This is a genomic window from Anaeroplasma sp., from assembly GCF_034179385.1.
Classification (GTDB): domain Bacteria; phylum Bacillota_I; class Bacilli_A; order Acholeplasmatales; family Anaeroplasmataceae; genus Anaeroplasma.
In genome coordinates this window covers 1-7,786 of sequence record NZ_JAXFPY010000030.1, presented here as the reverse complement: position 1 = coordinate 7,786, position 7,786 = coordinate 1, and the positions used below count along the sequence as shown (strand labels likewise).

Genomic DNA, 7,786 nt, shown 5'->3' with positions numbered 1-7,786 from the left:
GTTAGATGCTTCTAATACACTGATCCAATTCTTTATTGTTTTCTTATCTACGCCTATTTGTTTAGCTAGATTATCATAAACTAATTCTTCACCAGTTAAGGATGCCAATAGTTGCATTAACTTATGAAATAACAGTTTATTTTTTACATCAATAATATCTGTTACATCTTTATCAATATATGTAGAAACATAGTTTGAATAAAATGTACTTACATTTAAATTAGGATTTCTATACAATTCTGGGTAAAAACCTTTTGTAATTAATTCAAACAAATCATCAGAAGTAATTTTATGCTCTGCTCTTTCAAATGCAGTATCTAAATCTACCGTAAATGGGATTTCACTTCTTCCAATTGTTTCATTAAAACTTAATGGAGACATATTTATAATTCCAACTCTTCCAGCCATTGATTCAGTAGCGTTCTTCATCAATTTAAATTTTTGAGAACCTGTTAAGACGTACATGCCATTGGCATCACCAGCTTCTAATCTTTTTTTATTTACAATTGATTCTATATATTCAAACAATATAGGTGCATATTGAACCTCATCAATAATCAATGGTGCTTTATGCTTGGCTAAAAAGAATTTTGGATCACTTAAAGCTTCACTTCTATTATCCAAATCATCTAAAGAAACATAATTAAAATTATATTCTTTAGTTAATTCATAACATAAAGTAGATTTACCAGTTTGTCTGGCGCCTGTTACTAATGTAACTGGGTAAGATTTAATATTATTTAATAACACTTCTTTAATTGTTCTTTTGATCATTATGCATCATCTTCCTTCTTTGAATATATTATAACATCTACAAAAAGGGAATTCAACTCTCTTTTTGTAGTAAATTAATTAACTGATAATTAAAATCTCTCCCATTCTATACAACTTTCCCCTATAATTAACACTAAATTAGGAGAAAGTCGAATAATTACACTTCATATGAACAAATTTTTAAATTTTTTATGCAGATAGTTAACACGTGCACAAAATCAAATTTTCGGGGCATTTTCCATTTAGGCCCCAATAATTTGATTTTTAAAATTATAGTTAATATGCACATTATATTTTCTTTTGCAAATATTAACAACAGATACACTTGATATTGGTTTTAGTATTAAACCATCATCTATTTTACACTTCAAGACATGTGATAATGTAGATTTTGCTTGCTTAAGACCTTTATCTAAATTAAGAGCTAAGGCTTTGTTTTTCTTTTGCTCATAGGCATAGCTTAGATATTTATTTGGTTATAGGTATTCTGGTTCTATATCTAAATTTTCAAAGATATATTCCCAGGTTTGGTTTTGTTCTGAGCGATACCAGATCATATAAGTTATGATTTGGCCTTCTGTTTTATTTTTGAAATCATCAAAATTATCATTTAGATATTTCATTTTATAGTAGAAGGCTTGATAGCCATCATCTTGGTAATAATCTAAATGCCAAGATGGTAGTGTACCATTTCTTACATGGGTTTCTACTTCATGGCTTATTCGATCATCCATTGGGGCTTTGGCTGCAGAAACTATTCCAAAACCTAGAAATAATGTTAATACACCTGCAAGAATAAATGTTATTATTTTATATTTTTTTTCATATCTACTCCTTTTCGGTTGCCTTCTTTATGACGAATAGACCGATAAGGGATCCACCGATTGCAAGTATAAACTTGTAAAAACGAGCTAATATGAACTTAGCGATCTTCCATACAAATAAGAAGACTTGACCTAGTAAAGAAAATATATTAGATAGAAAGCTTAATACTTCTTTCATCTAATCACCAGACTTTACTTTTTAGTAGGCGCTGGCTTATCATCGATAGGTAGTGTGACTGTTTTTTCATCATCAGTATTCTTTTCTGTGAATTCAAAAGGATACTTTTCATAAACAATCTTTCCTAATTGATCCGGATCAAAGAAATAAGTTCTTTTAATCTTTTCAGTGAATTTAACATTAATCCAGTAGCTTACTGGACCTGAATTTGTTTTCTTAAATGCTTCTGCATCACATTCTAAGAATAAATCCTTATTGGCATATACTTTGAATTCGAGTCTTTTATAACCTATGTTTTCAACCTCATCAACTGATAACCTATCTTCAGGATTTAAATGCAATGTGGTATTCTTTAATCCCATCCAAGGTTACCAGTTTGTTTTAGGTAATAGTAAATCAGCTGTTACTATTGGTTGTTTTGATTTCGTATTAATTCAAATCTTTACTGTTAATTTTGTTTTCATAATTTCCTCCGAGTTTTAACATAAATAGAACCTCTTCAGGAATGACTTGCATTTTGAAGCCTATACTTACAATCTTCCATTCTTATTCTTTATGTCATCATCATTCCTATCTAAGGAACTATGAATGTTTTATTATTTGTACTTACTCTTGAAGGAGCACTTCTTTATAATTTTTAATCTCCAATTGCTTGGTATAATTCCATTATACGAATACACTGAGGAACCATTAATTCACGATAAAAAATATATATAAAAAACAGCAAGAATTCCTTCTTACTGACAAACAAGTAATAATTTCCACCTATAAGATTTTATGCATAAAATATATCAACTAGCCAAATTAATACTATCCCTATGGGATAAAAAAGCCATGTCAACTTAACTAATTTCAGCCATTTTTGTGTAAATTTCCTTATTTTTATGTTTATTTATCTAGTTGATATAAAAGAAAAAAAACCTCGAAAACGTCTAAAAACACGTCAACAAGGCCATTTATAATTATATGTATAATTATTTTGATATAAATTTTTTTACTAATTCTCCTTCGTAAGCAAGCATACCGTCTCGACATGTAAGGTTCTAGAGAACAAATCAACCGGAGTAGCCTCCATTACCTTGTAGCCATTTTCCTCTAGATATGTACAATCTCTTGCACATGTTGCAACATTACATGAGATATATATAATTTGTGGGATTTTCATTTGTATGACAGTATCTAAAAACTTTTGATCACATCCTTTTCTAGGTGGATCAAAAAATATAGCATCTATTTTTTCTTTATTAACAAGCTTTATAATCTCATCCTCACATGCTCCACAAATAAATTCTGCATTTGAAATATTATTAAGCTTCATATTTTCCTTTGCATTCTCTATTGCAGATGGAACAATTTCAATACCATATACCTTTTTTACTCTTCTTGCAATATTTAATGTTATGGAGCCCATACCACAGTATGCGTCAATCACAATCATATCATTTCTTAAATCTGCAAGACGTAATGCTTCTGCATATAGTCTTTCACATTGATCATGATTGACCTGCATAAAGGATTGTGGAGATACCTGAAATTTATGAGTTAATATATCTTCTATAATTACAGGGTTTCCATATAATAGTTTATATTTATTTCCTAAAACTACATTTGTTTTTTCTGGGTTTATATTTAAATAAATAGATTTAATACATTTAAATTCTTCAACTAAGTATTTTACTAAAACACTAAAATCATAATCATGCGTTGCAACAATGACAACCATATATTCATTGGTTGCTGTATGACGAATCATTACCTCACGAAATAAACCCTTATGTGTATCCTCATCATAAATTTTTACATGAAATATATTTAAAAAACGATTGATATAATAAATAATATCATTTGTGACATCATCTGAAATAATGCACTGATCAATGGGGACAATTCTATGGCTTTTCTTTTCAAAGAAGCCATAAATGGTATCTAAATCTAGATCCACTGCAAATGGCATCATTACTTTATTCCTATACCCTAGGGTTTTTCTTGCAGAAATAATAGGGTGAAATAGAACATCCTTAAACTTTCGGAAGGTTTGCTTTAGCTTTCCTTCCTTAATCATACATTCCACCTCATATTTCATGTGCATCATATCACACCCGCCGCAATACTCATAATATGGGCATTCAGGTACTTGTCTATCCGAGGATGGAATCAATATATCTTGAATGCTTGCAAAAGCATATTTTTTATGGATATTTTCAATTTTTGCTGTTACAGTTTCCCCTTTTAGAGCACCAATAACAAAAACGACTTTTGACTCAATATGGCATACACCATAGCCATTCATGTCATAATCTTCTATTAAAACCTTATAGACTCTACCAATTTCCATAAGTACCTCCATTTTATTTTTGAGCCTTAAGCTCTAAAATAGCATCTCTTATTTGTGCTGCTGCTTCGAAATTTAAATCCTTTGCATAAGCCTTCATTTCTTCTTCTAATTCTAAAATTAAATATTCCTTTTCTTCCTTAGTCATATTCTTATGATATTCATTAGAAATTACATCATCAATTCCATCCATTTTCTTGACGGTTAATGACTTAGGGATTTCCTTCTTAATCGTTTTTGGAGTAATTCCATGCTTCTCATTATAGTTATTTTGAATTGTTCTTCTTCTTTTGGTTTCATCAATAGCAACTCTCATAGCATCACTAATCGTATCTGCATATAGTATTACCTTACCATTCGCATTTCTTGCCGCTCTACCAATCGTTTGAATTAAGCTTCTTTCGCTTCTTAAAAAGCCTTGCTTATCTGCATCTAAAATACAAACTAAAGAAACCTCAGGTAAATCAAGACCCTCTCTCAATAGATTAATACCTACTAAGACATCATATTTCCCCTCTCTTAGGCTTCTTAATATTTCAAGACGCTCTAAGGCCTTAATTTCAGAATGCAGGTATGCAACCTTGCATCCCATCTTCTTTAAATAATCCGTTAAATCCTCACTCATTTTAATGGTAAGGGTTGTAACTAATACTCTTTCATTCTTTTTGGCATGTTCAATGATTTCTGCATAGATATCATCGACCTGGCCTAGGGTTTTTCTAATCTCAACAATTGGGTCTAATAATCCTGTAGGTCTTATGATTTGCTCTGTAATTGGGTATTTGGATTCAAATTCCGCAGGAGTTGCAGAAACAAAAAGTGCCTTATCTAGCTTTCTATCAAATTCCTCAAACTTTAAAGGTCTATTATCTAGTGCACTAGGAAGACGGAATCCATAATTCACTAAATTCATTTTTCTTGCTCTATCTCCATTATACATACCCCTTACTTGAGGAAGTGTAACATGGGATTCATCGACAATAAGTAGGAAATCATCCGGGAAGAAATCAAGTAAGGTTGCAGGAGTTTCTCCTTCCTCTCGTAATGCTAAATGCCTAGAATAGTTTTCAACACCACTACAGGTACCCGTTTGCTCCAACATTTCTAAATCGTATTTTGTCCTTTGCTCAATTCTTTCTGCCTCAAGTGGCTTTCCTTCCATAATAAATTTTTCCTTTGTTATCTTAAGCTCTTCTCTAATTCGTCTTAAAGCCTCTTCGAGCTTATTCTTATTCGTAACAAAGTGCGTTGCTGCAAATACATTAGCAAACATTACATCCTCAATGGATGCCCCAGTTACGCAATCGAAGGTACGGATACGCTCAACCTCATCATCAAAGAATTCAATTTTAATTCCCTTAGAATGCTCTGATGGTGGAATGATTTCAAGTACATCTCCACGATATCTGAATGTTCCTCTTTTAAATTCGAAATCGTTTCTTTCAAATTGCATTTCCACAAGCCTTTGGTAAAGCTTCTTTCTAGGGTAGGTTTCACCAACCCTTATGCATAGCATAGAATCCTTATAATCACTAGGATCACCTATACCATAAATACAGGATACTGATGCAATAACTATAACATCCTTAAAATCCATTAATGCCGCTGTTGCCGCATGCCTCATCTCATCAATTTCTTCATTGATTTGGGCATCCTTTTCTATATAGGTATCTGAGGATACTACATAAGCCTCTGGCTGATAATAATCATAATAGGAAATAAAATATTCTACATGATTTTCCGGAAATAAATCCTTAAATTCATTATATAGCTGTCCTGCTAATGTTTTATTATGTGCTAAAACTAAGGTAGGCTTTCCAATACGTTTAATGACATTGGCCATAGTAAAGGTTTTACCAGAACCAGTAACACCAAGCAAGGTTTGTCTTTTTTCACCATGATTAAATTTTTCAACAATGGAATCAATTGCCTCTGGCTGATCTCCTGTTGGCATATATTTGGATTGTATCTTAAACATATAAAGCCCTCCTTAAAAAGTCATATATATTATATATGATTTACTTGAAAAACAAAAGAAGGATATACCGTCTATAGTCCTAATGCTTCCTTTGCAAGCTTATCTGCATAATCGTTATAATGATTATTCGTATGGCTTTTTACCTTATGGAAATAAACCTTAATTTTGTCTTTAACCCTATCGGCTAATATTTGATAATCAATCGCAATTTTACTGTTGGCCTTCCATTCGTGAGTAAACCATTTTTCAATGCCTAAATAATCATAAAAAATATGCAATTCCTTGATACCTTTTTTAACAGCATATGCAATAATAAAGCCTGCTCCTTGTATTTCTCCTGCGACATTTCTTAAGGAGGAATATTCATCAGGTTCAAATTTCTTTTTATATGGATATTCCTTACCATCAATAATCAATACTCCACCAAAGGAATAGGCATTCGTTTTACTATCAAAGGAACCATCAATATAAGCCTTTGGGGCAGTGATATTATCATCTAGAATTTCACCATTCAAGAAGGCCTCTGCCTCTTCTTTCGTCTTAAAGGATTTATATTTTGGCTTTGTATAGTTCTTTAAATGCTCCTTACATAAATCCCATGAATCTACAATTTCATGGTTTAAATCATCCTTAATCGCATAATATTTCATCTTTTAATACTCCTTCAATATAATCCTTTAATGAATCTGAAATTGCATTGGAATATCCCTTTAGGATATATTCAATATTGGAATCTATTCTTTCAAATTTCAATCTTTTCGATAAGATATTAAATAATAAATGTCGTATTTCATAATCTGATAATTTGCAGTCTAGCTGTTCAGATAATAATAAATCATGACCTGTAATCTTTCTATAGGCAGGCTTATATTTATTCTCTATTCGAAATAAATCTTTATCTTTAATGTTAGGTACTCTAGATAAATCCATATTGTGAATTAAATCTATTTTTTTTACAGAGACTGCAATAGGATTTTTCATTAATCTTTCGATGTATCCTAAATAATCCTCGCCCTCTCTTTTCGTAAGTGCATCTATAGCGCTCCTCACCTCACTACCAAAGATTTTATCTATTTCCTCTAAGGTTACATTTGTATCCTCAACCGTATCATGTAGATATCCACATATCTTTAATATATCACTATCTAAATGCGCTTGAACAAAAATAGGATGCGCTATATAATCATTCCCTGCAAAATCCTTTTGCCCCTTGTGAGCATTCTTTGCAAATTCATATGCTTCCATAACTAAACTCATAAAAACCCTCACATATATACACAAGTATAAATGCCAATAAATTGTGTGATCGCGCCTGCAACCACAAATAAATGGAAAATAAAATGCGCTGCCGGTACCTTCTTTAACACGAATGGAATCATACCTAGGGAATATACAATTCCACCACCTAAAATCCACCAAAGAATTGCCTGGTTATACTTTAACCACCCGGGAATGAACATAACCCCGCTCCAGCCGATAATGAAATATAGCGGGAAATTAATTGCTTTAGTTCTACCCGGACCAAAAATAGATACAAAGGTAATACCAACGATAATTAACCCCCACATTACACCAAACCAAATCCAAGCCCAAAGTGGCTGATTTTGGTTTTGTCCAAGCTCAACTAACTGTAGTGGTGCAAATGTACCACCAATCAGTAAATAGATGGAAGAATAATCAAATCTTCTCCAGATTCTTTT

Annotated in this window: 8 protein-coding genes; all 8 read right to left on the bottom strand. The window is 31.7% G+C overall.

Annotation, left to right across the window (positions count from 1 at the left end):
• Nucleotides 1-774: AAA family ATPase (locus tag SPJ17_RS02170; protein WP_321092296.1), on the bottom strand; the 774-nt coding region annotated here is incomplete at its 3' end.
• Nucleotides 775-1,250: 476 nt separating this feature from the next.
• Nucleotides 1,251-1,508, bottom strand: coding sequence for a hypothetical protein (locus tag SPJ17_RS02165; protein WP_321092294.1), 258 nt, complete (start codon nt 1,506-1,508; stop codon nt 1,251-1,253).
• Nucleotides 1,509-1,790: 282 nt separating this feature from the next.
• Entirely contained in the window at nt 1,791-2,138 is a 348-nt protein-coding gene (locus tag SPJ17_RS02160) for a hypothetical protein (protein WP_321092292.1), read from the bottom strand.
• A gap of 635 nt (nt 2,139-2,773) precedes the next feature.
• A complete protein-coding gene (gene rlmD / locus SPJ17_RS02155; RefSeq protein WP_321092289.1) occupies nt 2,774-4,111 on the bottom strand; it encodes a 23S rRNA (uracil(1939)-C(5))-methyltransferase RlmD in 1,338 nt (445 codons plus the stop codon).
• A 13-nt stretch (nt 4,112-4,124) separates the two neighbouring features.
• Nucleotides 4,125-6,086, bottom strand: coding sequence for an excinuclease ABC subunit UvrB (gene uvrB / locus SPJ17_RS02150; RefSeq protein ID WP_321092286.1), 1,962 nt, complete (start codon nt 6,084-6,086; stop codon nt 4,125-4,127).
• 71 nt (nt 6,087-6,157) lie between these two features.
• Entirely contained in the window at nt 6,158-6,736 is a 579-nt protein-coding gene (locus SPJ17_RS02145; protein WP_321092283.1) for a ribonuclease H family protein, read from the bottom strand.
• Nucleotides 6,717-7,343: an HD domain-containing protein gene (locus SPJ17_RS02140; RefSeq protein ID WP_321092280.1), complete on the bottom strand. Its 627-nt coding sequence runs from the start codon at nt 7,341-7,343 to the stop codon at nt 6,717-6,719. Before SPJ17_RS02140 ends, SPJ17_RS02145 begins: the two co-directional genes overlap by 20 nt.
• Nucleotides 7,344-7,351: 8 nt before the next feature.
• The coding region (locus SPJ17_RS02135; protein WP_321092277.1) for a hemolysin III family protein at nt 7,352-7,786 on the bottom strand (435 nt) is incomplete at its 5' end.